26 protein-coding genes are annotated in these 26,723 nt (G+C 57.2%); 20 read left to right on the top strand and 6 right to left on the bottom strand.

Features of this window, described 5'->3' with window-relative positions; translation table 11 throughout:
- The first annotated feature begins 135 nt into the window (after positions 1 to 135).
- The 3 genes from hpaD (at position 136) to AC2FLO_RS05595 (ending at position 2,644) form a co-directional block, all read left to right on the top strand.
- The gene (gene hpaD / locus AC2FLO_RS05585) at positions 136 to 978 is read left to right on the top strand and encodes a 3,4-dihydroxyphenylacetate 2,3-dioxygenase (protein ID WP_496754803.1); all 843 of its coding nucleotides are present in this window, start codon (positions 136 to 138) and stop codon (positions 976 to 978) included.
- 122 nt (positions 979 to 1,100) lie between these two features.
- Positions 1,101 to 2,498, top strand: a complete 1,398-nt coding sequence (locus AC2FLO_RS05590; protein ID WP_496754805.1) for a pyridoxal phosphate-dependent decarboxylase family protein — start codon at positions 1,101 to 1,103, stop codon at positions 2,496 to 2,498.
- Positions 2,495 to 2,644, top strand: a complete 150-nt coding sequence (locus tag AC2FLO_RS05595) for a hypothetical protein (RefSeq protein ID WP_496754806.1) — start codon at positions 2,495 to 2,497, stop codon at positions 2,642 to 2,644. Before AC2FLO_RS05590 ends, AC2FLO_RS05595 begins: the two co-directional genes overlap by 4 nt.
- Positions 2,645 to 2,954: 310 nt before the next feature.
- On the opposite strand, the gene AC2FLO_RS05600 is transcribed toward AC2FLO_RS05595, so the two are convergent.
- The 4 genes from AC2FLO_RS05600 to paaG are packed head-to-tail and all read right to left on the bottom strand — an operon-like array spanning position 2,955 to position 6,103.
- Entirely contained in the window at positions 2,955 to 3,551 is a 597-nt protein-coding gene (locus AC2FLO_RS05600; protein WP_480484862.1) for a TetR/AcrR family transcriptional regulator, read from the bottom strand.
- Positions 3,552 to 3,554: 3 nt separating this feature from the next.
- Positions 3,555 to 4,865 carry a phenylacetate--CoA ligase PaaK gene (gene paaK / locus AC2FLO_RS05605; protein ID WP_496754808.1) on the bottom strand — a complete coding sequence of 437 codons (1,311 nt, stop codon included), beginning with the start codon at positions 4,863 to 4,865 and terminating at the stop codon, positions 3,555 to 3,557.
- 24 nt (positions 4,866 to 4,889) lie between these two features.
- Positions 4,890 to 5,315 carry a hydroxyphenylacetyl-CoA thioesterase PaaI gene (paaI, locus tag AC2FLO_RS05610; RefSeq protein ID WP_496754810.1) on the bottom strand — a complete coding sequence of 142 codons (426 nt, stop codon included), beginning with the start codon at positions 5,313 to 5,315 and terminating at the stop codon, positions 4,890 to 4,892.
- 2 nt (positions 5,316 to 5,317) lie between these two features.
- Entirely contained in the window at positions 5,318 to 6,103 is a 786-nt protein-coding gene (paaG, locus tag AC2FLO_RS05615; protein WP_496754812.1) for a 2-(1,2-epoxy-1,2-dihydrophenyl)acetyl-CoA isomerase PaaG, read from the bottom strand.
- Between the two features lie 102 nt (positions 6,104 to 6,205).
- On the opposite strand from paaG, the gene AC2FLO_RS05620 reads away from it, so the two are divergent.
- From AC2FLO_RS05620 to AC2FLO_RS05690, 15 genes are all read left to right on the top strand, one after another.
- Positions 6,206 to 8,239 carry an FAD-dependent oxidoreductase gene (locus AC2FLO_RS05620; protein WP_496811648.1) on the top strand — a complete coding sequence of 678 codons (2,034 nt, stop codon included), beginning with the start codon at positions 6,206 to 6,208 and terminating at the stop codon, positions 8,237 to 8,239.
- A gap of 70 nt (positions 8,240 to 8,309) precedes the next feature.
- On the top strand, positions 8,310 to 9,329 hold the full coding sequence (locus tag AC2FLO_RS05625) for a TRAP transporter substrate-binding protein (RefSeq protein WP_480484859.1): 1,020 nt from the start codon (positions 8,310 to 8,312) through the stop codon (positions 9,327 to 9,329).
- 57 nt (positions 9,330 to 9,386) lie between these two features.
- Positions 9,387 to 9,893 carry a TRAP transporter small permease gene (locus AC2FLO_RS05630; RefSeq protein ID WP_209507551.1) on the top strand — a complete coding sequence of 169 codons (507 nt, stop codon included), beginning with the start codon at positions 9,387 to 9,389 and terminating at the stop codon, positions 9,891 to 9,893.
- Positions 9,890 to 11,242 carry a TRAP transporter large permease gene (locus tag AC2FLO_RS05635; RefSeq protein ID WP_496754816.1) on the top strand — a complete coding sequence of 451 codons (1,353 nt, stop codon included), beginning with the start codon at positions 9,890 to 9,892 and terminating at the stop codon, positions 11,240 to 11,242. Before AC2FLO_RS05630 ends, AC2FLO_RS05635 begins: the two co-directional genes overlap by 4 nt.
- A complete protein-coding gene (locus AC2FLO_RS05640) occupies positions 11,242 to 12,429 on the top strand; it encodes a cytochrome P450 (protein ID WP_496754817.1) in 1,188 nt (395 codons plus the stop codon). The genes AC2FLO_RS05635 and AC2FLO_RS05640 overlap by 1 nt, the downstream gene beginning before the upstream one ends.
- A 119-nt stretch (positions 12,430 to 12,548) precedes the next feature.
- Positions 12,549 to 14,579, top strand: coding sequence for a phenylacetic acid degradation bifunctional protein PaaZ (gene paaZ, locus AC2FLO_RS05645; RefSeq protein ID WP_496754819.1), 2,031 nt, complete (start codon positions 12,549 to 12,551; stop codon positions 14,577 to 14,579).
- A 62-nt stretch (positions 14,580 to 14,641) separates the two neighbouring features.
- Positions 14,642 to 15,457, top strand: a complete 816-nt coding sequence (locus tag AC2FLO_RS05650; RefSeq protein WP_496754821.1) for a PaaX family transcriptional regulator C-terminal domain-containing protein — start codon at positions 14,642 to 14,644, stop codon at positions 15,455 to 15,457.
- Positions 15,458 to 15,647: 190 nt separating this feature from the next.
- Positions 15,648 to 16,850: a 3-oxoadipyl-CoA thiolase gene (pcaF, locus tag AC2FLO_RS05655; protein WP_496754822.1), complete on the top strand. Its 1,203-nt coding sequence runs from the start codon at positions 15,648 to 15,650 to the stop codon at positions 16,848 to 16,850.
- Positions 16,851 to 16,865: 15 nt separating this feature from the next.
- A complete protein-coding gene (gene paaA / locus AC2FLO_RS05660) occupies positions 16,866 to 17,843 on the top strand; it encodes a 1,2-phenylacetyl-CoA epoxidase subunit PaaA (protein WP_496754823.1) in 978 nt (325 codons plus the stop codon).
- 23 nt (positions 17,844 to 17,866) lie between these two features.
- A complete protein-coding gene (gene paaB / locus AC2FLO_RS05665) occupies positions 17,867 to 18,151 on the top strand; it encodes a 1,2-phenylacetyl-CoA epoxidase subunit PaaB (protein ID WP_209507558.1) in 285 nt (94 codons plus the stop codon).
- Complete coding sequence (gene paaC / locus AC2FLO_RS05670; protein WP_496754824.1) at positions 18,151 to 18,909, top strand: 1,2-phenylacetyl-CoA epoxidase subunit PaaC; 759 nt, start codon at positions 18,151 to 18,153, stop codon at positions 18,907 to 18,909. Before paaB ends, paaC begins: the two co-directional genes overlap by 1 nt.
- Positions 18,910 to 18,915: 6 nt before the next feature.
- Complete coding sequence (gene paaD, locus AC2FLO_RS05675) at positions 18,916 to 19,377, top strand: 1,2-phenylacetyl-CoA epoxidase subunit PaaD (protein ID WP_267366243.1); 462 nt, start codon at positions 18,916 to 18,918, stop codon at positions 19,375 to 19,377.
- 13 nt (positions 19,378 to 19,390) lie between these two features.
- Positions 19,391 to 20,464: a 2Fe-2S iron-sulfur cluster-binding protein gene (locus tag AC2FLO_RS05680; protein ID WP_496754826.1), complete on the top strand. Its 1,074-nt coding sequence runs from the start codon at positions 19,391 to 19,393 to the stop codon at positions 20,462 to 20,464.
- A 13-nt stretch (positions 20,465 to 20,477) separates the two neighbouring features.
- Positions 20,478 to 21,239 carry a Phenylacetic acid catabolic protein gene (locus AC2FLO_RS05685; protein WP_480588995.1) on the top strand — a complete coding sequence of 254 codons (762 nt, stop codon included), beginning with the start codon at positions 20,478 to 20,480 and terminating at the stop codon, positions 21,237 to 21,239.
- 324 nt (positions 21,240 to 21,563) lie between these two features.
- Positions 21,564 to 22,805 carry an acyl-CoA dehydrogenase family protein gene (locus AC2FLO_RS05690; RefSeq protein ID WP_480484851.1) on the top strand — a complete coding sequence of 414 codons (1,242 nt, stop codon included), beginning with the start codon at positions 21,564 to 21,566 and terminating at the stop codon, positions 22,803 to 22,805.
- 112 nt (positions 22,806 to 22,917) lie between these two features.
- On the opposite strand, the gene AC2FLO_RS05695 is transcribed toward AC2FLO_RS05690, so the two are convergent.
- Entirely contained in the window at positions 22,918 to 24,150 is a 1,233-nt protein-coding gene (locus AC2FLO_RS05695) for a urate hydroxylase PuuD (protein ID WP_480588999.1), read from the bottom strand.
- A gap of 133 nt (positions 24,151 to 24,283) precedes the next feature.
- Complete coding sequence (uraH, locus tag AC2FLO_RS05700) at positions 24,284 to 24,637, bottom strand: hydroxyisourate hydrolase (protein ID WP_480489200.1); 354 nt, start codon at positions 24,635 to 24,637, stop codon at positions 24,284 to 24,286.
- Positions 24,638 to 24,784: 147 nt separating this feature from the next.
- On the opposite strand from uraH, the gene puuE reads away from it, so the two are divergent.
- Entirely contained in the window at positions 24,785 to 26,197 is a 1,413-nt protein-coding gene (puuE, locus tag AC2FLO_RS05705) for an allantoinase PuuE (RefSeq protein WP_496754828.1), read from the top strand.
- A complete protein-coding gene (locus AC2FLO_RS05710; RefSeq protein WP_267367381.1) occupies positions 26,194 to 26,679 on the top strand; it encodes an ureidoglycolate lyase in 486 nt (161 codons plus the stop codon). The genes puuE and AC2FLO_RS05710 overlap by 4 nt, the downstream gene beginning before the upstream one ends.
- Positions 26,680 to 26,723: the final 44 nt, after the last annotated feature.

The following is a 26,723-nucleotide window of genomic DNA, read 5'->3' on the forward strand; positions in this document are numbered from 1 at the left end:
TGGAGCTTCGAGTTCTACATGGAACAAAAACACGTCGGCTTCGCAACTGGCCAACACAAAATCATGCAGCTCGGGAAGTGAACTCGGGCAAGGGCTCTGGTACACAGACGTCGGTAAACACGAGGAGGAACTGCTATGGGAAAGATCGTACAAGCCGCGAAGATCACGCATGTGCCAAGTATCTGGATGTCCCACACGATGCCAAAATACAAAGGCATCCGGCAGTCTGCCATTGATGGTTATGCGCGCCTGCGCCAGGACGCGATAGACCGCGAGGTCGAGACGTTTCTTGTGTTCGACACCCATTGGATCACCAATCAGGGGTTTCACCTGAATACCAAAGAGCACCACAAAGGCCGCTTCATCAGTCATGAACTGCCGCACATGCTGGCAGACATGGAGTTTGATTATCGCGGAGATAACGCGTTGGGGGAAACCATCCTTGATGTTCTGCGTGAGCGTGGCGAGCGAGCGCTTGGCCATTCGCACCCCGATATGGGAATGGAATATGGCACCCTTCTGCCTATGCATTTCATCAACGAAGGGGTGAATGCGCGCGTTTTGCCCGTTGCAGTCAACCAGTTCTCGTCGATCCAGGAAAACCGCGTCTGGGGTGAGGCCATTGCCGAAGGTATCCGGCGTTCCGACCGGAACGTATCCATTCTGGCCTCTGGCTCACTCAGCCATGATTTCACGCCGAATGAGCGCTCGGTCGACGGATTGAATGCGGTAAACGGCGAGTTCAACCGCCAGATGGATATGCACGTGCTGGAGATGTGGGAACAGGGACGGTTCGAAGAGTTCCTTGAAATGCTGCCGGATTATGCGAAGAAATGCGTAGGCGAATGCGCCATGAATGACACTGCTTTGCTGTTCGGAGCTCTGGGCTGGGGCAGCTACAAGGGTGAGATCGACATCTACACCCCCTACTTCGGCAGCTCTGGCACAGGTCAGGCGAATGTCAGCTTTTCGGTCTGAAGGCAGAACTCGGGACCTTTTCATTTGAAGAAAGCACACCTGTTCGGCTTTAATCCGCGAGCCGAATGGGTAAGGTCGGGGACTGGACAAATTGGTGTTCAGTTACAAGAGAAGGCTTGCGCATGGATTGGGACGCGTTTTCGCATTGGGGTCAGCACATTTCGAAATGGGCGGCCGATTACCACAAGACACTTGCTGAACGTTCTGTTCGGGCCCAGACCACACCAGGAGAAATCGCGGCCCAGCTAAAGGCATCGCCCCCTGATAGTGGCGAGCCCATGGAAGCCATCATGGCCGATTTCGAACGAATCGTGATGCCGGGTATCACACATTGGCAACATCCCCGGTTTTTTGCCTATTTCCCGGCCAACGCAGCGCCCCCGTCGATGCTGGCTGAAATGCTGGTGACCACAATCGCGGCGCAATGCATGCTATGGCAGACCTCACCAGCTGCGACCGAGGTCGAAGGTGTCATGGTCGATTGGCTGCGGCAGGCGCTTGGATTGCCCGAGGGTATGACCGGAGTTATTCAGGACAGTGCATCATCCGCCACGTTGTCGGCTGTGCTGACCATGCGGGAACGGGCCACAGGGTTTACCGGCAACCGCGAAGGCCTGAACGCCAAGGGCGCACTGCGCATCTACTGCTCGGATCAGGTGCACTCGTCGATTGATCGGGCCTGCTGGGTTGCAGGGATCGGTCAGGACAACCTGGTGAAACTGCCGACACGTGGTCCGACCTTTACGATTGATGCAGAGGCTCTTGATGCCGCAATTCAGGGTGACATCGCGGCCGGGTATGTGCCTGCTGGTATCATTGCAATTACGGGCGGCACCGGGGTTGGGGCCTGCGACGATCTGGTGGCGGTGGCTGACATCGCGCAAAAATACGACCTCTATACGCATCTCGACGCGGCCTGGGCGGGGTCGGCGATGATCTGCCCCGAGTTTCGTGAGGCCCTTTGGCCCGGGGCGGATCGTTACGACAGCATTGTCTTCAACCCACATAAATGGATGGGGGCGCAGTTCGATTGCGCGATCCAGTTTTTGCGGGACGCCACGCCACAGCTCAACACGCTTAAGATCGAACCGGAATACCTCAAGACCACAGGGGCAGAGGTAACGAATTATTCGGAATGGACCATCCCTCTGGGTCGACGGTTCCGGTCATTGAAGATCTGGTTCTTGTTGCGGTCATACGGTCTCGACGGGTTGCGGAGCCGAATTCGCAACCATGTGCTCTGGGCCAATGAACTTGCAGAAAAGATCGGCGTGATAGAGGGGTTTGAGATCACCACCGGCCCGATCCTGAGCCTGTTTTCCTTTCGCTGTCCAGGGGATGACGCCGCTCAGCAGCGACTGGTGGACGCGCTGAATGACGATGGCCGAATTTACCTGACGCAAGGCATGTTTAATAGCCGCAAGATCATCCGTTTTCAGGTCGGGCAATTCGATACAACCCGCGATGACGTGCTGATGGCGGCGGATGTCATCCGCGATGTCTGGGAGAGCCTGTTATGAAATTCGCAACGTTCAGTGCTGCAAGGGATACAGTCTTTCGCGCGGTTACCAAGGATGGGGCTATCACTCTGAATGATGATTTCCCCGAGTTTTCCAGCCTGTATGAGGTTATCGCTGCGGGTGAGTTTGGCCAAACTGGAGACTAAGAAAGCCAAACCCGCACACTCTCGTTATGATTGAGGGACCACCGGGGGAATATCAAATGTCCAACCGGTTGGAGCCGCAGAGTGTTTTCTGAAATTGAACAGATCAAACATGACGGACGAAGAGGTCATAGCAGCGAAACGCAACTTCTTAGACGATTTGAAGATGCGCAAAAAGTAAGAAAGAAGGCCACGCGCTCGCTTCAGCCACGGTCCTTATTGGCGCGCCTCAGGATAGCCGACCAATCTGATCTGCGATTTCAGAACAACACACGAGACCACACCCGTGCGTGATTCCCCCAAGCGGGCAAGCCTAAAGCTTTTGCACGCCATGCATGGTCAAGGTGCTCACCAGATCGGCATAATCTTCGCGGGCTTTGGGGCCTGCGCCGGTGTTCCACATGTAATACCAGTTCAACATTCCAAAGACTGACATCGTCGCGCCGCGAAGCTTGTCCTTGGCGCCGTCAAAAGAACCGGGGGACATTTCCAGAAGTATGTCGCGGACAAAGTTCACCAGATCAAGCTGATAGCCCCGCAGCCTTTTTTGCTGTTCTTCGGTCAGCGCGCTCATGCCACTGATCTGAACCCGGTGCTCGTCATCTGCACCCTGATAGGCAAAAAGGATCTCGCGCACTGCTTTGCGCAGTTTCTGTTCGGGGTTAAGGCCGTCCAGATCAACATTGCAAATCCGGTCCCGCAACTCACGCAGGTACGTTTCTAGGATGTCATACAGGATGGCATCCTTGCTGTCGTAGTAGTGGTATATGTTTGCTTTCGAGATGCCGCATTCTTTGGCCAAAAGGGTCATCGAAGCACGGTCAAACCCCTGGTCGGCAAACACTTTTGCCGCCATCTTCAGGATCTGTTCCCGCTTTTGGTCGTGGTCTTTGGCAATTGTCCGGGCCACGGCTCAGTCCTTATCGCGATTGTCTACAACGCGCTTCGCCTTGCCCTGAGAGCGTTCGACGTCGCCGGGGTCACCTACTACAATTTCGGTTGAAACGCCAACGACGTCCTTGATGCGTTTGGTCAGCATCCGTGCAGCGGCCGTTTTTGACAGCTCGTCGGTGGAATCGGGGGAGGATTCAACAAAGACCCGCATAGCATCCATGCGACCGGATTTGTAGAGCTCGATCTGGTAATAGGGGGCAAGACCGCCCGTTGCCATGACCTGTTCCTCGATCTGGCTGGGGAAAACGTTGACGCCGCGCAGGATCATCATGTCGTCACTGCGACCGGTGATCTTTGCCATCCGGCGCATGGACCGCGCCGTCCCTGGCAGCAGGCATGTCAGATCGCGTGTGCGATAGCGGATCATCGGCAACCCTTCTTTGGTCAGTGTCGTGAACACCAATTCTCCGGTTTCGCCATCGGGCAGGACTTCTCCAGTTGCCGGGTCGATGATTTCCGGTAGGAAGTGATCCTCCCAGATCACAGGCCCGTCTTTGGTTTCAACGCATTCATTGGCGACACCGGGGCCCATGATCTCGGACAGGCCATAGATATCGACGGCGTGCATGTCGAAGGCCGCCTCAACCTCGGTCCGCATCGCGTCAGTCCAGGGTTCGGCACCAAAAACGCCAACCTTCAGCGAGCTCTCACGTGGGTCGAGACCCGCCTTGTGGAACTGTTCAAGGATATTGAGCATGTAGGAGGGTGTAATCATGATACCGTCAGGACGGAAATCGTTGATCAGGTTGACCTGCTTTTCGGTCTGCCCGCCCGACATCGGGACGACAGTCGCGCCAAGGCGTTCGATCCCGTAATGGGCACCTAGCCCACCGGTGAACAGCCCATAGCCGTAGGCATTGTGCACCATGTCGCCCTTGCGCAGCCCAGACGCGCGAAGAGACCGCGCGCCAAGGTCAGCCCAGTTGTCGATGTCATTCTTTGTGTAGCCGACCACTGTCGGTTTGCCTGTTGTGCCGGAGGACGCGTGCAGGCGAATTATCTCGCTGCGCGGAACCGCAAAAAGACCAAACGGATAGTTGTCGCGCAGGTCGTTTTTATACGTGAACGGAAACTTTGACAGATCCGAAAGCTGTTGAAGATCGTCAGGATGCACGCCAGCCTCGTCAAAGCGCTGTTTGTACATCGGAACGTTTTCATAAGCATGACGCACGGACCACTTCAGACGCTCAAGCTGTGTGGCGCGAATTTCGTCGATCGAGGCGATTTCGATCGGGTCCAGATCCGCTTTGTTGGGGGAAAGGTCTTTCATCGCGTAACTCCTCCAGTCACGAAACTATTCTTGAAAATTCTGGCCGCCAATAGCGCGGGACATGCCGCGAAACTCAGCGATCAGAGTATTGTCTTGATTGATGACGCAGACGTCGTAGATACCGCTGCGGCCGGACAGGTTCACTTCTGTCGCGGTAGCAGTCAGGCGGTCACCTTTCCGTCCCGGTGCAAGATAGCTGACCATTGTATGCTGCCCTACAGTTGCAACATTCCGGCTGTTGCAGGCAAAGGCAAAAGCGCTGTCAGCAAGGGCGTGCGTGACGCCGCCATGGCAAATACCGTGTCCGTTACAGTGATGCGGCGCAACAGTCAGCGACAGGACAGCGCGCCCTTCATCGACCTCGACAAGCTCCATCCCGAACCATTTACTGGCTTCGTCATTGGCCCACATCGCTGCCGCGTATTTTTGGGCGCGTTCTTTTGGGGTCATCATCATCTTCCCTGAAAATGCGGTGCGCGTTTTTCGAGGAAACTGGACACGCCTTCGGCGTAATCGGCACTTTCCCCGCAGGTTTTTATCGCGTCCGCTTCAATTTCAAGCTGATCGGACAAGGATGTAGTGGCTGCTGTTTGAATGCACTGCTTGGTCAGGCCCAACCCAAGGGTGGGGCCGTTGGCGAGTTGCGCGGCAAGAGCGCGTGCTTCGGTCATCAGCTGATCATCGGGCAGCGCCTTCCAGATCAACCCCCAGTTTTCGGCCTGTTTGGCGGTTAGGGGCATTGCTGTCAGGGCCAGCCCCTTTGCGCGCGCCTCGCCCAACAATCGGGGCAAGTGCCAGCTGCCGCCTGTGTCCGGAATCAACCCGACCTTGGAAAAACTTTGGATGAACTTCGCGCTTTCCCCTGCCAGAACCATGTCGCAGGCCAGTGCAAGGTTCGCGCCCGCACCCGCGGCCACGCCGTTGACGGCACAAACGACCGGGAAATTCAAAGACCGGATCAGTCGAACCAGAGGGGCATAGAAAGTGCGTACAGTTTTGCCCAGGTCGGGCGGGCCATCCATTTTCGAGGGATCGCGGTCTCCAAGGTCCTGACCCGCACAAAAACCGCGCCCTGCGCCGGTCAGCAAAATCGCGCGGGCGCCTTTTTCGCGCGCATTCTTCAGCGCGTCGTGAAGGGCAAGATGCATCTCCTCATTGAACGAGTTCAGCTTGTCGGGGCGGTTCAGGGTTATTTCAACCCAGTTTCCGTGATCATGTACAAGGATCGTATCGCTCATGGCAGTCTCATCTGTTCCCGTGACAACTTAATCATTGCATTAACCGAACGGTTGGTCAATATATAAACCCGAACCGAATCTGGATGATCAAAGGGATTGCCAATGTCGCAGCCGTCGCTGGTGAGTGTTGACTTTAAGGGCGACGTGGCCTGGGTCACGGTCGACAACCCGCCGGTGAACGCAACCTCGACGGGGGTTCGGAAGGGTCTGGTTGACGCGGTCGATGCTGTTCAGAAAGCTCGGGTTGCCGTCCTGTGCTGCGCCGGTCGGACATTCATCGCGGGCGGTGATATGTCCGAGTTTGACGCGGCTCCGGTTGAGCCGCATTTGCCTGATGTTGTTCAGAAAATCGAAGACAGTAATGTGCCGTTTATCGCCTGTATGCACGGTAAGGTGTTGGGTGGCGGGTTTGAAATTGCCATGGCCTGCGCGTGGCGGATCGCAGCGCCGGGCACCAGCTTTGGGCTGCCGGAAGTCAATGTGGGCCTGATCCCGGGGGCGGGGGGCACGCAACGATTGCCGCGCCTTGTTGGAATGGAAGCGGCGATCGACATCGCCTGTTCGGGAAAAATCCTGAAAGCCGAGAAAACGGCCAATCTCGGGGGAATTGACCTGATTGCCGATAACCCAACGGCGGCTGTTCTGGACTTTGTCGCCAACCTGCCAAAGCGTCCGGTACCTGTCAGTCAACGGCCCGTCGGCGAATTCGCGTCTGACCTTCTGGAGACGAGCCGTCAGGCTTTGAAAAGAACCGCCAGGGGTCAGCAATCACCGCTGGAAAACCTGACCGCGCTCAGCTGGTCGTCAGAACCCTTTGCTGACGCACAGCCGAAAGAGCGGGCGCGCCACCTGGCGCTGCGTCAAAGCCCTGAAAGCCGCGCCCTGCGATACGCATTTTTTGCCGAGCGCAAGGTTGCCAGACCTACCATGATCGCAGGTGTTACCCCGCGCGATATCAGCCGGATCGCAGTTGTCGGTGGCGGGTTGATGGGGGCGGGGATCGCCACCGCAGCCCTGAATGGCGGGTTGTCGGTCACTCTGATCGAGAGGGATACGGAAGCAGCAGCCGCGGCCCATGATCGGGTTGAGGGGCTGCTAAAGGGGGCAGTCAAGCGGGGCAAGATGTCCGAAGCGCAGCTACAGGAACGCCTTTCTGCATTTCACGCCGTTGACAGCTACTCTGAAGCTGCGAACGCTCAGCTTGCGATCGAGGCTGTGTTTGAGGACTTGTCAATCAAGCAACAGGTTTTTGCAGAATTGGCCCGCCTTATGCAGCGTGACGCGATTCTGGCTACGAACACGTCTTACATGAGCCCGGTCGAGATTTTCGCGGGTATCGAAAATCAATCCCGGTGCATTGGCCTGCACTTCTTCAGCCCTGCCCATGTCATGAAGCTGTTGGAAGTCGTGCATACGCCGCAAACTTCGCCCGAAGTTGTCGCCACAGGGTTCGCGCTCGGAAAAAGGCTTCGCAAGGTTTCTGTCCTGTCGGGCATCTGCGATGGTTTTATCGGCAACCGGATGTTGGCTGCGTATCGGCGCGAGGCCGATTATTTACTGGCAGATGGGGCGTTGCCTTATCAGGTAGATCAGGCAATGCGAGCTTTCGGGATGCCCATGGGGCCCTACGAGCTGCAAGATTTGACCGGCCTCCAAATTGCCTGGGCCAACCGAAAACGCAATGCCGCAACCCGCGACCCGAACGAACGTTATGTGACGATTGCTGACCAGCTTTGCGAGATGGGTCGTCTTGGCCAACGCACGGGCAAAGGATGGTATCGCTATGAAGAGGGTCATCGCGAACGGATCCGCGATCCCGAAGTGGAGGCGTTGATCGAGTCCCACTCAGCGGATCAGGGCATAACGCGGCGGGCATACGCGCAAGACGAAATCGTGTCGCGCATCTTGGCGGTGCTGGCCAACGAGGGCGCGTTGATCATTCAGCAGGGGATCGCCGAGTCCGCGGAAGCCGTCGATATGGTTCAAATTCACGGCTACGGCTTTCCGCGCTGGCGCGGCGGGCCGATGAACTATTGCAAGGAAATCGGAGCCAACACGTCGCACGCAATGATGGAAACCGTAGCCAAGGAAAGCCCCGGTTCATGGCGCGTCGCGGGCTGTCTTGGAGGCAATTAACAAGTTGATGGTTACAAAAGTGACCATTAACGCATTCTTGACTCATGTTTCACAGGGAGGAGACAGAACTATGAAATTCACAAGGTTGAGCACACTTCTTGCCTCAGCTGCACTGGCCGTTTCAGGTACAGTGGCGCTTGCGGCAGACTATACGCTGACCATTTCCAGCTGGGCCCCGCCGACTCATGGCATCAATGCCAAGATGTGGCCGAAATTCGTCGAGATGATCGAAGAGGCCACCGATGGTCAGGTCACCGCCGAACTGAAGCTGGGCCTTGCCCCGCCCCCCGCGCAGATGGACCTGATCATGGATGGCGCCGCTGATGCCTCGATCATTTTCCACGGCTATCAGCCGGGCCGGTTTGTCACCACCAAGATGATCGAACTGCCCGGATATGAAGGCTCGGCCGAGGCTGCGTCGGTCGCATATTGGCGCGCATATGACACACATTTGAAGGCGGCGGATGAACACCGTGGTGTGAAAGTGATCGCTTTGCACACACATGGTCCGGCTCAGCTGCATTCCAGCAGCCCGGTGACGTCGCTGGACGAAGTCTCGGGCCTCAAGGTTCGCATCCCCGGCGGTGTTGGCGGTGACGTGGGCACGGCGTTGGGTGCAACCGGTATCCAGGTTCCTGCACCGAAAGTGTATGAAACCCTGGCCTCGAAGGCTGCAGACGGCGTCGTCATGCCCTTTGAATCCCGCAAAGGTTTCAAGCTGACGGAAGTGGCCCAGAACGTTTATGAGGTCCCTGGCGGCCTGTATCGCGGTTCGTTTGCCTTTATCATGAACGAGGACACCTTTGCTGACCTGCCCGCCGATCTGCAGGCAGCGCTGGAAGAAAACGTTTTCGGTGAACCACTGAGCCGCGAAATCGGTAAAATCTGGGATGAGATCGATGCGATCGGCCGCGAAGAGACCGAAGGCACCGAAGGCAACGCGATTCATGCAGCATCTGCTGAAGATCTGGAAAAGTTCAATGCGATTGCTGCGGATGTACGCGCCAAGGTAATCGACGAAGTCAATGGCACAGGCATCGACGCCCAGGCAGCCTATGACATGATCGTAAATGAAATGGCTGCGCAATAACGCAGTCGAGCTGGCGGACGCGATCCGCCAGCCGATTTCACCCGCTGGGGACCCGTTATGCAATCTCTCGTGACCTTTGCGCGTCGCGTCAGTATCGTGCCTACGCTGCTGGCCTGTGCCGCGCTGTTCATCCTGATGGTAATGACCTTCTTTGATGTCATCCTACGTTCTGTTTTCAATGCCCCGATCGAGGCGGCCACGGAACTGACCCGGATCCTGATGGCCGTCCTCGTGTTCTCGGTCTTGCCGATGATCTCGGCAGGGAAGGGTCAAATCGCTGTGGATTTGACGGATGGGCTGTTTTCACGCCTGCGGTTAAGTCGGGTACGTGATGCGATTGTGTATCTGTTCTCTGGCATAATGCTTTTTTGGCCAATTCAGCGTGTTTGGGTATTGGCTGAACGTGCGCGGGATTACGGGGACGTCACGGAATATCTTTCGATCCCAGTCTTCTATGTTGGTTGGTTCATCTCGGGGTTCATAGCGATCACCGCTGTTGCAATGATCATCACCGGCTTCTTGCACTTCTTTGCCCCCCATACCTTGTCGGAGCACCCCCAATGACCGCTGCGCTGATCGGTTTTGTTCTTGTTCTTGTTCTTGTGCTGGTGCGCTTGCCTATCGTGTTTGCAATGGGATTGGTCGGAACGCTTGGCTTTGCCTATGAACGCGGCGGCAGCATTCTGTCCGAGCGCGGGTTAAAGGCCGCGATGTCGATGGTGGGTCGTCAGATCACCGACACCGCGCAGGATTACGGCCTGTCGGTCGTCCCGTTGTTTATCCTCATGGGCTTGTTCGTGAATAAAGGTGGGCTTGCGCGTGAGCTTTACGCAGTTTCAAACGCTTTTCTGGGCCATTTTCGGGGTGGTATCGCCATGGCGACGGTTGCGGCATGCGGAGGCTTTTCAGCCATTTGCGGCTCGTCTCTGGCAACGGCGGCCACCATGTCCAAGGTCGCAATGCCGGAAATGCGCCGCTATGGCTATTCCGACGAGCTGTCGACGGCATCGATTGCAGCGGGCGGCACACTTGGAATTCTTATTCCGCCGTCGGTGATCCTGGTCATCTACGGGCTGCTGACCGAAACCTCGATTGGGAAACTTTTCATTGCGGGTATCATTCCCGGCCTGCTTGGCATTCTGTTCTACCTGCTCGCCGTGCGCTGGACCGTCGCGCGCAAGCCCGAGTCAGGACCGGCGGGCGAACGCCACGGCTGGGCCGAGCGTCTGTCCGCAGTTCGCTCGGTCTGGGCCGTCTTGCTGCTGTTCTTTCTGGTGATTGGTGGATTGTACGGTGCTTTTGATTTTCATCCGTTGAACCTGACCTTCAGCCCGACCGAGGCGGCAGGCATGGGTGCAATGGGCGCTTTCCTGATCGCTCTGTCACGAGGTGGGCTTACTTTGGGGTCGACTTTTGAGGTGCTGAAGGAAACCGCCTATACCGCCGCAGCATTGTTTTCGGTTCTGATCGGCGCACAGATCTTTTCGAATTTCATCAACCTTGCCGGTCTGCCTGAAGCGCTCATCGCATTGGTTACGGCGTACGACGTTGAACCCTTTGTGGTGATCCTGATGATCCTTGGGATCTACATCATTTTGGGTTGCGTCTTTGAATCCCTGTCGATGCTGCTGCTGACAGTGCCGATCTTTTTCCCGCTGGTCACGTCGTTGGGGTATGACCCGATCTGGTTCGGCATTGTTGTGGTTGTCGTGACCGAAATCAGCCTGATCACTCCACCCGTCGGTTTGAACGTTTTCATTCTGAAAGGCGTGGTCGGAGATGTGTCAACAGGAACAATCTTCAAGGGTGTTACTCCGTTCTGGGTGGCGGATATCTTCCGGCTGGCCCTGATCGTTCTGGTGCCATGGTTGGTGTTGGTTCTGCCTGAACAAATGGGGGCGATGGGGCACTGATGTTCTCTCTGACCGCGCTTCCAGACGGGTTTCACACAGATCCCTATCCTGCCTACGCCGCTATGCGCGAAGATGCACCCGTCTGCTGGCAACATGATGGATCGGTTATCCTGTCCCGATACGAGGATCTGGACCTTGTTTACCGGGACACCTCGCGATTCATATCGGACAAGAAAGCGGTATTTGGCCCCAAATACGGGGTCGACAGCCCCTTGTATGAACACCACACCACCAGTTTGGTGTTTAATGACCCGCCGCTGCATACCCGTGTTCGCAAGGTAATGGTCGGCGCGATGAACCCGCGCGCGTTGGCGCAAATGGAACCGGGTTTGATCCAGCTTGTCGATGGGCTGCTGGAAGAGATGCAGGTCAAGGGCAACGTCGAACTGATCGAGGATTTTGCCGGGGCAATCCCGATCGAGATCATCGGCAATCTGCTGGGTATACCACGATCCGAACGCGGCCCATTGCGCGATTGGTCTCTGGCCATTCTTGGTGCGTTGGAGCCGCAGTTGACGCCGGAGCAGGAAGAGTGGGGTAATCGCTCGGTCTCGGACTTCAAGGACTTCCTGCGGCATATCATCGAGGATCGTCGCGCCAACCCCGGAGATACGGCAACGGATGTCCTGACCCGGCTGATCCAGGACGACACGGATGGTGGCCTGACCGAGGTCGAGCTGTATCAGAACTGCATTTTCATCCTGAATGCTGGGCATGAGACCACAACGAACCTGATCGGCAACGCATTGGAGTTGTTGGACCGGCACCGCGACAAGCGGGCGGAGTTGCTGGCCGACCCGGATCTGATCGGTTCGGCCGTGGACGAGTTTCTGCGGCTGGAAAGCCCGAACCAGTTCGGCAATCGCCTGACCACCGTTGATGTAACGTTCCACGGTCAGACCATTCCGGCAGGTACTGATGTTCATCTGTGTATCGGTGCGGCCAACCGTGACCCACGGCAGTTTGACCGGCCCGACGAGATGATCTTGGACCGACGCCCGAACAAGCATCACGCCTTTGCCGGTGGGCCTCATACCTGCGTTGGTCTGACCCTCGCACGTCTGGAGGGCCGGGTGGCCGTGGGCCGGTTTCTGGCCCGTTTTCCCGACTACCACATCACCGACGGCGCCGAACGGGGCGCGCGTATCCGGTTTCGGGGGTTTGCACGACTACCTGCGCAGGTCTGAGAAATCCGCCGAGGGAAATTTGCTCGGTAATTTATTGACCGACCGTACGGTTTAAAATATGACTTCCTGAGACCGGCCTGTGGCAACGCGGGGATCGCGACTTAGATGAGGAGACGCTCATGACTATCCAACAGATTTCCAGCTTTGCAGCCGGTGAGTGGGTTTCGCCCGGCGAGGGTGCCCGCGCAATAACAAGCGCTGTGACCGGCGAGATTATCGCGACAGCGGGTAACAGCGCGTTGGATGTCCAGGGGATGTTGGACTATGCGCGCAATGTCGGGGGGCCGGCGCTGCGCAAAATGACGTTCCATGAACGGGCCAAAATGCTCAAGGCGTTGTCCGTCCATTTGGGCCAGCACAAACAGGCTATGTATGATTTGTCTTTCAACACCGGTGCGACGCAATCGGATCATATGATTGATATCGACGGTGGCATCGGAACGATGTTTGTCTTCGCCGCAAAAGGCCGTCGTGAAATGCCGGACGGACATGTCTATCTGGATGGCGATGTCGAGCAGCTTTCGCGCAACGGCACTTTCCTGGGGCAGCACATCTGCACCCCGCTGCAAGGTGTGGCAATTCACATCAACGCCTTCAATTTTCCGGTTTGGGGGATGCTGGAAAAGCTTGCTCCAACCCTTCTGGCGGGCGTTCCGGCGATTGTAAAACCCGCCACGAGCTCGTGTTATGTGACCGAGCTGTGTGTTCGGTCGATGCTTGAGTCCGGGATCCTGCCGGCGGGTGCATTGCAGTTAGTCTCGGGTGGTTTGGGTGACATGCTGGACCGTCTGACCATGCAGGACGTGGTCAGCTTTACCGGATCCGCTGATACAGCCCTGAAACTGCGCTCCAACCCGGTGATCCTTGAGAACTCGGTACGGTTTGTTGCGGAACAGGACAGCCTGAATTGTTCGATCCTTGGCCCCGATGCTGCGCCGGGCACGCCGGAATTTGACCTCTTCGTGAAGGAAGTCCAGCGCGAGATGACTACGAAGGCAGGGCAGAAATGCACCGCAATCCGTCGGATCATCGCGCCCGAACTGCAGGTTCAGGCGGTAATTGACGCGTTGTCGGCGCGATTGGCGAAAACGGTCATCGGCGACCCAAAGCTGGAAACTACCCGCATGGGAGCTTTGGTTTCGAACGGTCAGAAGCGTGACGTTCTGGAAAAGGCCGCCATTCTCGGGCAAGAGGCCGAGCGTGTCTTCGGCAACCCCGATGATTTCGCGGTTGAGGGCGCTGATGCCGAAAAGGGTGCGTTCCTGCCGCCCATGCTCTTCCACTGCGCCAATCCTGACGCGGCGCTGCGCGTGCACGACACCGAAGCCTTTGGTCCAGTCAGCACAGTGATGGGGTATCGCGATCTTGACCATGCCATCGAACTAGCGAACCGGGGGCAGGGCTCTCTGGTGGCGTCGGTGATCACCCATGATCCCGAGGTTGCGCGGCAGGTTGCCATGGGATCAGGGGCTTATCACGGGCGTCTGTATTTCAACAACCGTGACTCGATGAAGGAATCCACCGGTCATGGCTCACCTCTTCCGCACATGGTTCATGGCGGTCCGGGACGCGCCGGTGGCGGCGAAGAAATGGGCGGGGTACGGGGTGTGAAACACTATATGCAGCGCACCGCCATTCAGGGTTCGCCCGATCTGCTGACAGCGATTGGCCGGAAATGGGTGCCTGGCGCGACCGAAGTCAAAGGCCCTGCTCATCCCTTTACCCGTCGGTTTCACGATTTGTCGATTGGCGAGACCCTTCACACGGCGCCAAGAACCATCACCATGGAGGACATTGAACACTTCGCCAACTTCACCGGTGATACCTTCTATGCGCATATGGATCAGGCGGCGGCGGAACGTAACCCGTTCTTCCCGGGCCGCGTTGCACATGGGTACTTGCTGTTGTCTTTCGCAGCCGGATTGTTCGTCGAACCGAACGAGGGGCCGGTTTTGGCAAATACAGGTCTTGACGGGCTGCGCTTCATGAAACCGGTCGAGGCTGGCGACACCATCAAGGTGCGCTTGACGGTCAAGCACAAGACCAAGCGCAATGACGACTACGGAGAGGTTCGCTGGCACGTTACCCTGACACAGCAGGATGATGAGCTAGTCGCAGAATATGAGTTGCTGACCATGGTTGCTTACTAGGCACAAGTTCAGGTGCACAGGGGCTGGATGGCAATTCCCTCCGGCCCGATTATACTGTGCCTATGAAGGATACGGCTCCAGAATGGTTCGAAACCTGCGTCAGCCAGTTGACCAAAACTGGCACGCAACGTGTATGGTCAGTTCTGGTCACGATATTCGGTGATTTGGCCCAGAGCGGGTCTGACCAGATTAGTGGCGCGCTGATCACAGCGCTGACCAACCTTGCAGGGATCAAGGCCGAAGCCACGCGTGTTGCGCTGCACAGGCTGCGCAAGGAAGGCTGGATCGAAAGCACGCGGGTCGGGCGAAACAGCGTTCACAGACTGACCGAATATGGCCGCAGTCAAAGCGCCGCCGCTGCCCCGCGCATCTATTCCCGCGAGACGAATACGCCAGAAATCTGGCATGTGCTTATCGCCAGCAACTCGGAAAGCTCGCGAAAAGAGCTGGCAGATATGATGCTGACCGGAGATTATATTTCAGTTAACCCCACAACAGCCATGTCGGCAGGCCCCGTCCCGGAGAACCTTGAAGAACTGCTGGGTGTGGAAAGCTGTGCTATTTCGATCCCAGGCTGGCTGCGTGACCTTTGTGGCCCTGAACCGCTGAAGCCTGCCTATGATCAGTTCTTGCACTCCATTCAGATCACCGAGCAAATGCTGCCGGACGATGGCGTCGGCGATCCGCTGAAAATAGCGGTGCTGCGCGTATTGATTGTGCATGGGTGGCGTCGTTTGGTTCTACGTCATCCATCTCTGCCTCCGGCCTTTTTGCCAGCCGATTGGAAAGGCGCGGAGTGTCGCGCGGCGGTGTCCCGACTGCTGGGACAATTGCCCAAACCGGATCTTGCCACGCTGGAATCGGCGGTGGGTGGTTGACTCGTTTTTTACCGAGCTCGGGATGGCGCTCTTGGGGGTTGGAAGACGGATGTGAAAGAAGTGCCATTTAATGTTACAGAAAGCTGACAGAAGCGATTACATGGTAACATAATGCTTGCGCCGAATCGATTGAACATTTATTAACCGACCAGACGGTTAATGACTTGTGTTCCAATAGGAGACCCAATTGATGGACGCCTTCATCTGCGACGCAACCCGCACCCCGATTGGGCGGTATGGTGGAGCGCTTTCATCGGTTCGCACAGATGATCTGGCGGCTATCCCGCTGGCGGCCCTGATGGCGCGCAACCCGCAAGTCGACTGGACCAGTGTGGATGACGTCATTTATGGCGATGCCAACCAGGCAGGGGAGAGCAATCGCAACGTTGCCCGGATGGCGGCACTGCTTGCCGGATTGCCGACGGACGTGCCGGGAACAACGATAAACCGCTTGTGCGCCAGTGGTATGGATGCCGTCGGAATGGCGGCGCGTGGTATCAAGGCAGGCGATTATGATCTTGCTGTTGCGGGTGGCGTGGAAAGCATGTCGCGCGCACCGTTTGTAATGCCCAAAGCGACGTCGGCGTTTACGCGTAGCAATGCGGTTTACGACACCACGATTGGCTGGCGCTTTGTGAACCCAAGGCTAAAGCAGCAGTATGGCGTCGATTCCATGCCGCAAACGGCTGACAATGTCGCCGAAGAATATGGGATCAGCCGTGAAGACCAGGACGCCTTTGCCGTGCGCAGTCAGGCACGATGGGCTGCGGCGCACGCGGCAGGCGTGTTCCAAGAGGAAATCACACCGGTTTCAATTCCGCAGCGCAAGGGCGATCCGATTGTTGTCGATACGGATGAACATCCTCGCCCGGGAACCACAGCGGAAAAACTCTCGGGCCTCAAGGGTGTGAACGGGCCGGAGAAAACAGTGACCGCTGGGAATGCCTCGGGCGTGAATGACGGTGCCGCCGCGATCCTGATGGCGAATGAAGTGGCAGCGGCAAAGAATGGTTTGACCCTGATTGCCCGTGTCGTTGGTATGTCTGTCGCGGGCGTCGAGCCTCGGGTCATGGGTATTGGTCCGGTTCCTGCCAGCCGAAAGGTTTTGGCGCGCGCGGGGCTGAGCATCGACCAGATGGATGTGATCGAATTGAACGAGGCGTTTGCGTCGCAAGGTCTAGCAACGCTGCGAGAGCTTGGCCTGCCCGATGACGCAGCTCACGTGAACCCGAATGGCGGTGCAATCGCCCTTGGTCATCCATTGGGGATGAGCGGCACCCGACTTGTGTTGACCGCAGCGTACCAACTGAAACGCACCAAAGGGCGCTATGCGCTTTGCACAATGTGCGTCGGCGTCGGGCAAGGCGCTGCACTTATTCTTGAACGCGTGTAACGGAGGAGACGGGACATGTATGCCCAGATGGTAGAATCCGAGGCGTCAAACGATGATCCTGAAAAGCTTGCTGAATTTCAGGCACGGATCGACGCGGATATCAAGATCGAACCCAAGGACTGGATGCCTCAGGGGTATCGCAAGACGCTGATCCGCCAAATCGGACAGCACGCGCATTCCGAGATCGTCGGGCAATTGCCCGAAGGGAACTGGATCACGCGTGCACCGACGCTGCAACGCAAGGCGATCCTTCTGGCCAAGGTGCAGGATGAAGCTGGCCATGGGCTCTACCTGTATTGTGCGGCCGAAACACTGGGTGTCAGCCGCGATGAGATCACCGAGATGCTGCTGGACGGTCGCATGAAATACTCGTCGATCTTCAATTACCCGACGCTGAACTGGGCGGATATCGGCGCGGTCGGATGGTTGGTCGATGGCGCCGCCATCATGAATCAAGTGCCGCTGCAAAGAACGTCTTACGGGCCGTACTCACGCGCCATGATCCGCATCTGCAAGGAAGAAAGCTTCCATCAGCGCCAAGGTTATGACGCGATCCGCAAAATGGCCGAAGGCACGCCCAAGCAGCGCAAGATGGCGCAGGATGCGATGAATCGCTTCTGGTACCCGTCGTTGATGATGTTTGGACCGTCCGACAAGGATTCCGTCCACTCCGCGCAGTCGATGGCTTGGAAGATCAAGATCAACACCAACGATGAGCTGCGCCAGAAATTCGTCGACCAGACCGTCCCGCAGGCCGAATATCTGGGACTGTCAATCCCCGACCCGAACCTGAAGTGGAACGAAGAGCGTGGGCATTACGATTTCTCAGAGCCGGATTGGTCGGAATTCTTCGATGTGATCAAGGGCAACGGCCCCTGCAACGTCGACCGACTGGCGGCGCGCAACAAGGCCTGGGATGACGGCAAATGGGTGCGCGACGGGCTGTTGGCCCATGCGCGCAAGAAACAGGCCGGCAATCTGGCCGCCGAATAAGCTTACCCTGAGGAGGAAACCCGATGAATACCGAATGGCCCCTGTGGGAAATCTTCATCCGCGGTCAACATGGGATGAGCCACCGACATGTCGGCTCGCTGCATGCCCCGGACGCGGAAATGGCGATCAAGAATGCACGCGATGTCTATACCCGCCGCAACGAAGGCGTGTCGATTTGGGTGGTAGAAGCCAATAACATCTCGGCCTCGTCGCCCAGCGACAAAGGCCCGTTGTATGAGCCCAGCGAAAGCAAAGTGTATCGCCACCCGACATTTTTCGACATCCCCGAAGAAGTGGGGGCGATGTGATGACCCGCGACGAAGCGTTTCAGCAGTTCCTGCTGCGGATGGGCGACAATACCCTGATCCTGGGCCATCGCGTCAGCGAATGGTGCGGCCACGCGCCAGTGTTGGAGGAGGATATTGCACTGGCCAACACGGCGCTGGACCTGATTGGACAGACCCAGATGTGGCTAGGCCTTGCCGGAGAGACAGGTGGTGGCAAAACCGCCGATGATCTGGCATTTCTGCGCGACGCGTGGGATTTCCGCAATGTGTTGCTGGTCGAGGTTCCGAACGGTGATTTCGGCCGCACCCTGATGCGCCAGTTCCTGTTCGATGCCTGGCATTCGATCATGCTCGGCCGTCTTCTGACATCTTCTGACGATCGTGTCGCCGCGATTGCTGCAAAAGCCATCAAGGAAGTCGCCTATCATCTGGAGCGATCGGCAGAAACGGTCGTAGGTCTGGGTGATGGAACAGAAGAAAGCCACACCCGGATGCAGGCGGCGCTGGATTACCTCTGGCCCTATGTGGGCGAGATGTTTGTCAGCGATGGCATCGACGCTCAGATGGTTGCGGCCGGGATCGCGCCGAACCCGGCCGATCTGCGTGAAGAATATGATGCGCTGGTCAAACGGGTTCTGGCCAAGGCGACATTGACCCTTCCGGAAAGCCGATTTGCCCACAAAGGCGGGCGGGACGGGCGCATGCATACAGAACACCTGGGGCACCTTTTGACCCAGATGCAGTGGTTGCAGCGCGCATACCCCGGTGCAAGCTGGTAACATGTGATGCAACGCCACTCGACCGACCAGATCTGGGATTGGCTGGATGCCGTACCGGATCCCGAGATTCCGGTAATCTCGGTTGTCGATCTCGGGATCGTGCGCGATGTGCGTTGGGATGCCGAAACGCTGCTCGTGACGGTCACGCCAACCTATTCGGGTTGTCCGGCAACATCCGTCATCAGCATGGATATCGAAACCGCTTTGCACGATCACGGTATCGAAGATGTGCGGATCGAAACCTGCATCTCACCAGCCTGGACAACCGATTGGCTGAGCGAAAAAGGCCGCGCCAAGCTGGAAGAGTTTGGCATCGCCCCGCCACAACCGGCGGGCGGGCCAGAGCGCTGCCCGCATTGCGGCAGTAAAGCAGTTGAAAAGGTCAGCCAGTTCGGTTCGACCCCGTGCAAGGCCCATTGGCGCTGCACCGACTGCCTCGAACCCTTTGACTATTTCAAGTGCATCTGAGGAGGAGCACCGGATGGCACGTTTTCATGACCTGAAAGTCACCGACATCCACAAAACCATCCGCGATGCGGTTGTCGTGACGCTTGAGCCTGTCAACGGCGCGGCGGATCAGTTCGATTTCACCGCAGGCCAATACCTGACGTTTCGCCGCGACTTTGACGGAGAAGAGCTGCGCCGGTCCTACTCCATTTGTGCAGGCAAGGATGACGGGGTACTGCAAGTCGGGATCAAACGTGTCGACGGCGGCGCGTTCTCCAATTGGGCCAATTCCGAGCTTAATGTCGGGGACGTTGTGCAGGCGATGCCACCGATGGGCAGCTTTCACACTCCGATCGATGCGAATGCAGAAAAACAATACCTTGGCTTCGCTGGCGGCTCTGGCATCACGCCGGTTCTGTCGATCCTGAAGACGACACTGACCCGCGAACCCAAATCCCGCTTTACGCTGATCTACGCCAACAAGGGCATCAACACGATCATGTTCCGCGAGGAGCTGGAAGACCTGAAAAACCTCTATATGGGCCGCCTGAACGTAATCCATATTCTTGAGGCGGATGCGCAGGAAATAGACCTGTTCACCGGTCTGGTGACGCAGGAAAAATGCGCTGACTTGTTCGAACATTGGGTCGATATTCAGAACGTGGACACAGCCTTTATCTGCGGTCCCGAGCCGATGATGCTGGGGATTGCTGCCGCGCTGCGCGCGCATGGTCTTGACGACAGGCAGATCAAGTTTGAACTCTTTGCCAGCGCTCAGCCGGGCCGGGCCAAACGCAAGGAAGGTTCGGCAGATGCGGGCACGCAGGCGAACCAAACCAGCGCATCGATCACTCTTGATGGGTCCACTCAGACGATAACTCTACCCAAGGACCAATCCATTCTGGACGCAGCCTTGGAAAATGCCATGGACGCCCCATACGCCTGTAAGGCCGGTGTCTGTTCAACCTGCCGTTGCCGCGTTCTGGAAGGCGAGGTCGAGATGCTCGCCAATCACGCGCTAGAGGATTACGAGGTTGAAAAAGGCTATGTGCTGAGCTGTCAGGCCTATCCGGTCACCGATCGCGTGGTCGTGGACTACGACCAGTAAAGGGAGAAGACCGATGACTGACACCATGACACTCGACAGCTATCTGGCCGCAGGCGGTGTGCTGACCAACCCAACCAATGTTCCGCCACGCTACCGCGCCGAACTCATGAAGCTGATGGCCACGTTCGTGGACAGCGAACTTGCCGGTGCTGCCGGATTCGCCGACATCATCAATCAGGGGCCGGGCATCAAGGAACGGATCGCAGCCGCCAGGATTGTTCTTGAGAAAACGGATCACGCCGATCAGGTTCTCAGGATAATGGGTGAGTTTGGGGCCGATACCGAGAGATATGCCACACATCATCCGTGGACGGCTCGCTTGAATCGTGACGCAGATATCGGCGCGACCCGCAGCGCGCATGACATGCGTCTTGCCGTATTCAATTATCCGATCTCGGGCTGGACCGACGCGGTCATCATGAACCTGCTGATGAGCCGTGCGGTCATGGAACAACTGGCCGAGTTTTCAATGGTTTCCTATCAACCGTTGGCTGAAGCTTTCCGCAGCATCGCCCCGGTCGAAGCCCATCATGGCGCGTTGGCATTGGAAGGTGCTGTAAAGCTTTCCAGGAACGGAGAGACAGAGCAGATGCAGGACGCGGTTAACTATTGGTGGCCCCGTGTCGCTGTATCCTTTGGTGGCGATGATCTGAAACGGTTTGAGCTTCTGAAATCGCTGGGCTTGCGCCACAATGGCAACAACGCACTGAAAGAGCGTTGGGTTCAGACAGCAGGTGCCGCCGTGAAACAGCTGGGCCTGAAACCACCGGTCTAGTTCAGTGTGAACGCCAAAGGCGGGTTGAGAGGCTATTCCGGGCGCGGGCGATGTGAAACTCGCCCGGCGGTGCAAATCTCCGAATGCGGCCCGTTCATCCCCTTAGGTATTGTTGGTCCACCAGGTTCTGAGAGCAATGACCTGACGTTTCACGCCGGCTGATTGCTGTATTGGCATTTTCCTCTTTTCATATCGGAATGATTGCGCAAACTGAGCGTAATCAAGCGCCGGATTAAACTCACCAGAAGACAGTGCTTTGGCGGCCGTTCTGGCGCGAGCAGAGTTTGAGGACATCACCGCCACAACGCACCGGAAGGAACCGCCATGGATTTTGCCCCATCGCCGCGCGCCACGGAAATGTATGACCGCCTGAAAGCGTTTATGGAGGCGCATATCTACCCGCGCATACGCGATCACAAAGAAGAAATGGCGGCAGGCAGCTTCCCGGTTTCGTTTATGGAAGATCTCAAGGCGCTGGCCCGGGCCGAAGGGTTGTGGAACTTGTTCCTGCCCAGCCTGCGCGACGATGAACCCGGCACCCGGCTGAGCAATCTGGAATACGCGCCGCTGGCCGAACTTATGGGGCAGGTGGCCTGGTCTTCGGAAGTGTTCAATTGCAGTGCGCCGGATACCGGCAACATGGAACTGTTGCACATGTTTGCTACTCCGGAACAGCGCGAGACATGGCTGGTGCCGCTGTTGAACGGTGAAATCCGATCCTCTTTTGCGATGACTGAACCGGATGTGGCCAGTTCGGACGCGACCAATATTACCACTTCGATACGGCGTGAGGGGGATGAATACGTCATCAATGGCCGCAAGTGGTTCATTACAAACGCCTGCCACCCGAACACCAGATTGTTTATCGTCATGGGTAAAACGGATCCCAATGCGGATCGGCACAAACAACAGAGCATGGTCATTGTCCCGAAGGACACGCCCGGTTTTGAGATTGTTCGCAACCCCACCATTCTGAACATGCACGACCCCGAAGGCCATGCCGAGCTGGTCTTCAAGGATGTGCGCGTTCCGGTCAGCAATCTTTTAGGTGAGGAAGGCAGCGGGTTCGCTCTGGCGCAGGCCCGGCTTGGTCCCGGTCGCATCCACCATTGCATGCGTTCGATCGGTGCGGCGGAAATGGCGCTTAACCTGATGGTCGAACGCGCGCAGGAGCGGAAAGCGTTTGGCAAGCAGCTTGCAGAACAGGGCGTGATCCGCGAGTGGATCGCCAAGTCCCGGCTGGAGATCGAACAGGCGCGGTTGCTGACCCTGAAAGCAGCCTGGAAGATTGATCAGGTGGGCGCCAAAGAAGCGTTCCGAGAGATTTCATTGATCAAGGTGGTGGCACCCAATGTGCATGCTGCTGTCACGGATCGCGCGATGCAGGTCTTTGGGGCGATGGGCATGACCCCGGATACACCGCTGGCCGACAGCTATACCTGGGCACGCGCGCTGCGATATGCAGATGGTCCGGACGAGGTGCATTTGCAGGCGATTGCCAAGCAAGAGTTGAAGAACTCGAATTTTGGCATGTCGGCCCAATGGCTGACCCCGCCATCGCGCTAGGCCCGGGGCGGCATCAGGTCTTGCGCGCCCTGCTTTGTTTGAGCGGTAGAAACTGGGTATTTGTCCCGCGGCAGGGGGTAGGAAGCGAAGGACAGGACGTCCTGCGAAAATCCTACTGCCCTCTGACCTCGCGCACCCATGCGATGATGGTTTGGCGCGCTTCCACGTCCATTTGAACCGCTGAAGGCGGTGGCATGGCATGGCTGATCCCGGCCTGCAGGTAAATCTGGTCGGCGTGCCGGGCTACATCGCCCGGCGTTTCCAAATAAACTTTCTTCGGGGCCCATTTCATGGTGCCATAAACCGGCTCGCGGGCATGACACATCGAACAATTGCCCAGCACGGTGTCATAGGCTTCTTCAAACCCAGCAGCCGACGCAAATTTTTCTTCGTAAGGTGTCAATGCCCTTGCTTCGGCGTCCTCCCATGTCTCGCCGGTTCTGACAGAAGACAGCCATGCGATCACGATCATGAGGATGACAGTGACACCCCAGGTCCAGTGCGGCCCTTTCCCGGTTGCGTGCATCGTGTTGAAGTAGTGACGAATGGTCACGCCGGTCAGAAAGATCAGGCTGGCGATGATCCATGAATACTGGGTGCCAAAGGCCAGAGGATAGTGGTTCGACAGCATGAGGAACACGACAGGCAAGGTCAGGTAGTTGTTGTGCGTCGAACGCACCTTGGCGATTTTCCCATATTTGGCGTCCGGCGTCCGACCGGCCTTGAGGTCTTCCACCACGATCCGCTGGTTGGGCATGATCTGGAAGAACACATTGGCCGTCATGATGGTTGCGGTGAACGCACCCAGGTGCAAAAGCGCGGCACGACCGGTAAAAATCTGATTGTAACCCCATGACATGGCCACCAGAATCACGAAAAGCAACAGCATCAGCGCGGTGGGTCGCTCACTCAGGCGCGACTTGCACATCTGGTCGTAAAGCAGCCAGCCGATGGTCAGTGACCCGCCTGAAATCAATATCCCCTGCCACAACGCCAGATCCGCTTTGGTCGGATCAAGCAGGAACAACTCGCCCCCGACCCAATATATGATCATGAGCAAGGCCGCACCCGAAAGCCACGTCGTATAGCTCTGCCATTTGTGCCAGGTCAGGTGCTCGGGCATACGCGCGGGTGCGACCAGATATTTGACGGTGTGATAGAACCCACCCCCGTGCACCTCCCACTCTTCGCCATAGGCCCCTTCTGGCAAGGCAGGGTTCGGCTTAAGCATCAGGTCGAGCGCGATAAAATAGAATGACGCGCCGATCCACGCCATCGCCGTGATCACATGCAGCCAGCGGACGGAAAAGGCCATCCACTCCCACAAAACAGCCAGGTCATACATGGCGTTGCTCCTACATATCCAAGTTCTTTGGCACTCTAGGCGACAGAGGTTTCATCGGGTATTGCTACGAAAGATCAAGCAGTATCAAAAATAACAATACAATGTCAGTCTACAGGATCACGCGGTGCAACGCTTAGCTGCCGCGATAGGTCGCGTAGCTGAAAGGCGAAAGTAGCAGCGGAACATGATAGTGGGCGTGTTCGGACATCCCGAACCGGATCGGGATCAAGTCCAGAAAACGCGGGCTTTCAGGTGGCACGCCAGTGGTGTCGAGGTATTCGCCCGCATGAAACATCAACTCGTATTCGCCCGTCGAGAACTCGGCCTCGGGAAGGATTTGTTCATTGGTGCGGCCGTCCTCGTTGGTGAGCAGAGTTTTCAGCAACGTGCGGTCTGTTCCGTTGATCCGAAACAACTCGATCTTCATCCCACTGGCAGGGCAGCCCCGCGCCGTATCCAGGACATGTGTTGTAAGGTAACCGGCCATTTGCACCTCTCGCTAAGTATTGCTGTTACTATTGCAATACCTTCGCGGCAGGCAAAGGCAGTCTGTCAAAAGACTGCTTACAGTATTTTTTGAAAAACATAGGTGATTGTTTGGGTTATTCGTCTTTTCAGCAAGAGGGAAATTGATGTGACGCGGTATCCACGAGACATGACCGGCTATGGCCGGCAAGTGCCAAACGCAAACTGGCCAAACGGGGCCAAAATCGCAGTTCAGATTGTCCTGAACTATGAGGAAGGCGGCGAGAACAACGTTTTGCACGGGGATGCCGCATCCGAGGCGTTTCTTTCCGAAATCACTGGTGCGGCCCCTTGGCCGGGGCAAAGGCACTGGAACATGGAATCCATTTACGAATACGGCAGCCGCACAGGGTTCTGGCGGGTGCATCGGCTTTTGCAGGACCTTCCTGTCACGGTTTATGGCGTTGCCACAGCGTTGGCCCGTGCACCGGCGCAGGTTGCGGCGATGAAGGCCGCAGGCTGGGAGATTGCCAGCCATGGCCTGAAATGGGTTGAGCACAAGGACATGGACGCGGAAGAAGAACGCGCCCAGATCCGTGAAGCGATCCGGCTTCATACCGAGGTCGTCGGCAAGCCCCCGCGTGGCTGGTACACGGGCCGCTGTTCGATGAACACGGTCGATCTGGCCGCCGCCGAAGGCGAGCTGGCCTATATTGCCGACAGCTATGCCGACGATTTGCCCTATTGGGTCAAGGCCGGTGGCAAGGATCAGTTGATCGTGCCCTACACGATGGATTGCAACGATATGCGGTTTGCAATTCAGGCGGGCTATTCCAACGGCGAACAGTTTGAAAGCTATCTCAAGGACAGCTTCGACATGCTTTATGCCGAAGGCCAAGCGGGCGAGCCGAAGATGCTTTCGATCGGACTGCATTGCCGTCTCATCGGCCGCGCTGGTCGCGCCATAGCCCTGAAACGCGCACTCGACCACTTCAAGAAACATGACGGGGTCTGGTTTGCCACCCGCGAACAAATCGCTGATCATTGGGCGCGAATGCATCCGCCAAGTCAACGGCTGACCCCGTCGGAAATGGACGAGCCAACCTTTGTCGCCGAGTTTGGCGGCGTGTTCGAACACAGCCCGTGGATTGCCCAAACGGCCTTTGATCTGGAGCTGGGTCCCACGCATGACAATGCCGCAGGGGTTCACAATGCACTGGCGCGCGTATTCCGTTCTGCCACAGCCGAGCAGCGGCTTGGCGTCCTGACAGCCCACCCGGATCTGGCAGGCAAACTTGCTGCTGCGGGTCGTCTGACCAAGGAAAGCACGGCAGAACAGGCCGGAGCAGGTCTCGACATGCTGACGGATGAAGAGCGTGCGACCTTCACGGCCTTGAACGACACTTACACGACCAAGTTCGGCTTTCCTTTTATCATTGCGGTCAAGGACAACACCAAAGCAACCATTCTGGAGGCTTTTCACCGTCGGATTGACAGTGATCGAGACACCGAATTCGACGAGGCCTGCCGTCAGGTCGAACGGATTGCCGAGTTGCGGCTGATCGAGAAATTCGCGCAATGACATCCACGCTGAAACTCCGGCCACTGACCGCCGAGGCCTTTGCGCCGTTCGGCGATGTCATCGAAGTGTCTGGCGCGGTGGACAAATACATCAATCAGGGAAAATGCGCGCGATACCATGATCGCGCCCAACTGGATTTCCATGAGGGGCGCGCAGGGATCAGCGTATTCCAATCCCAGGCCTTCGACCTGCCCATCAAACTTGAAATGGTCGAGCGTCATCCCGACGGCAGCCAGGCCTTTTTACCGCTTTCAGATAAACCCTTTGTCGTTGTCGTAGCGCCCGACAACGCGGGTGTGCCGGGTGAGCCTGTTGCATTCATTACCGCGCCCGGACAGGGCGTGAATTATCATCGGAACACCTGGCATGGGGTGCTGACACCGCTTCATCCCCCCGGGTTGTTCGCTGTGGTCGACCGAATAGGAAACGGGCCCAACCTTGAAGAGTATTGGTTCCAGAACGCCTACACGATCACTGAATAAGGGACATTGCCGGAAGAGGGGCCGGCCCACGCAGTTTTTTGGGA

This window comes from Ruegeria sp. TASC047, assembly GCF_059612445.1.